The sequence below is a fragment of the Klebsiella sp. 141240 genome, assembly GCF_050600805.1.
Classification (GTDB): domain Bacteria; phylum Pseudomonadota; class Gammaproteobacteria; order Enterobacterales; family Enterobacteriaceae; genus Klebsiella; species Klebsiella aerogenes.
The window spans coordinates 1-554 of the sequence record NZ_JAQIRK010000065.1; the positions used below are offsets into that span (position 1 = coordinate 1).

Sequence of the window (554 nt, forward strand, 5' to 3'; positions counted from 1 at the left end):
GTGATTCATGACTGGGGTGAAGTCGTAACAAGGTAACCGTAGGGGAACCTGCGGTTGGATCACCTCCTTACCTTAAAGAACCTGCCTTTGTAGTGTCCACACAGATTGTCTGATGAAAATACAGCAGTAAGTAATCTCTGCAGGCTTGTAGCTCAGGTGGTTAGAGCGCACCCCTGATAAGGGTGAGGTCGGTGGTTCAAGTCCACTCAGGCCTACCAAATTTTCCCTGAATACTGCGTTGTGGCAAAGCTCGCATACTTCAGTATGCTTCGCTTCACCACGCCTTGTCTCAGGAAAAATTACCGGTAAAGAGATAACTACGATGGGGCTATAGCTCAGCTGGGAGAGCGCCTGCTTTGCACGCAGGAGGTCTGCGGTTCGATCCCGCATAGCTCCACCATCCTTACTGCAAGAAACAAGAAAACTTCAGAGTGTACCTGAAAAGGTTCACTGCGAAGTTTTGCTCTTTAAAAATCTGGATCAAGCTGAAAATTGAAACGACACACAGTTAATGTGTGTTCGAGTCTCTCAAATTTTCGCAATCAGAAGTGAAA

At 46.9% G+C, this 554-nt stretch carries 2 tRNA genes and 1 rRNA gene; all 3 read left to right on the top strand.

Features of this window, described 5'->3' with window-relative positions:
• Positions 1 to 70: ribosomal RNA gene (locus PGQ95_RS26335) — 16S ribosomal RNA — on the top strand; the annotation flags it as partial.
• Between the two features lie 71 nt (positions 71 to 141).
• Positions 142 to 218: transfer RNA gene (locus tag PGQ95_RS26340), tRNA-Ile, on the top strand.
• 106 nt (positions 219 to 324) lie between these two features.
• Positions 325 to 400, top strand: a tRNA-Ala gene (locus PGQ95_RS26345).
• Positions 401 to 554 lie beyond the last annotated feature (154 nt).